Origin of the sequence: Janthinobacterium sp. UMAB-60, from assembly GCF_900095235.1 — a bacterium.
Lineage (GTDB): Bacteria > Pseudomonadota > Gammaproteobacteria > Burkholderiales > Burkholderiaceae_D > Janthinobacterium.
The window spans coordinates 1-1124 of sequence record NZ_LT607524.1; the positions used below are offsets into that span (position 1 = coordinate 1).

General features: G+C 56.6%; 1 protein-coding gene. It reads left to right on the forward strand.

All coding sequences use genetic code 11. The annotated features are described in order from the left end of the window. Positions 1-3: 3 nt before the first annotated feature. Positions 4-1124, forward strand: a 1121-nt coding sequence (tuf, locus tag K0F86_RS27145) for an elongation factor Tu (protein ID WP_102124360.1), incomplete at its 3' end; no start/stop codon positions are given.

Genomic DNA, 1124 nt, shown 5'->3' on the forward strand with positions numbered 1-1124 from the left:
AAAATGGCAAAAGGTAAATTCGAACGGACCAAGCCGCACGTCAACGTCGGCACCATCGGCCACGTCGACCACGGTAAAACCACGCTGACCGCTGCAATCGCAACGGTTCTGTCGAAGAAATTCGGCGGCGAAGCCAAAGCATACGACCAGATCGATGCGGCACCAGAAGAAAAAGCGCGCGGTATCACGATCAACACCGCTCACGTCGAGTACGAAACGGCAGCGCGTCACTACGCGCACGTTGACTGCCCAGGCCACGCCGATTACATCAAAAACATGATTACCGGTGCTGCGCAGATGGACGGCGCGATCCTGGTATGCTCCGCAGCTGACGGCCCAATGCCACAGACCCGCGAACACATCCTGCTGGCCCGCCAAGTTGGCGTTCCATACATCATCGTGTTCCTGAACAAGTGCGACCTGGTCGACGACGCAGAGCTGCTGGAACTGGTTGAAATGGAAGTGCGCGAGCTGTTGTCGAAGTATGAGTTCCCTGGCGACGACGTGCCTATCATCAAAGGTTCGGCACGTATGGCGCTGGAAGGCAAAGAAGGCGAAATGGGCGTGGATGCAGTGTTGCGTCTGGCCGATGCCCTCGATTCGTACATCCCAACGCCAGAGCGCGCTGTTGACGGTGCGTTCCTGATGCCAGTGGAAGACGTGTTCTCGATCTCGGGTCGCGGTACCGTGGTCACCGGTCGTATCGAGCGCGGCATTGTCAAAGTCGGCGAAGAGATCGAAATCGTTGGTATTATCGATACCGTCAAAACGACTTGCACCGGCGTGGAAATGTTCCGCAAACTGCTGGACCAAGGTCAAGCAGGCGACAACGTTGGTCTGCTGCTGCGCGGCACCAAGCGTGAAGACGTGCAACGTGGTCAAGTTCTGGCCAAGCCAGGCTCGATCAAGCCGCATGCGCACTTCACCGGCGAGATCTATGTTCTGTCGAAAGACGAAGGCGGCCGTCATACGCCATTCTTCAACAACTATCGTCCACAGTTCTACTTCCGCACAACGGACGTGACTGGTTCGATCGAGTTGCCAGCAGACAAAGAAATGGTCATGCCAGGCGATAACGTGTCGATCACCGTCAAGCTGATCAACCCGATCGCGATGGAAGAAGG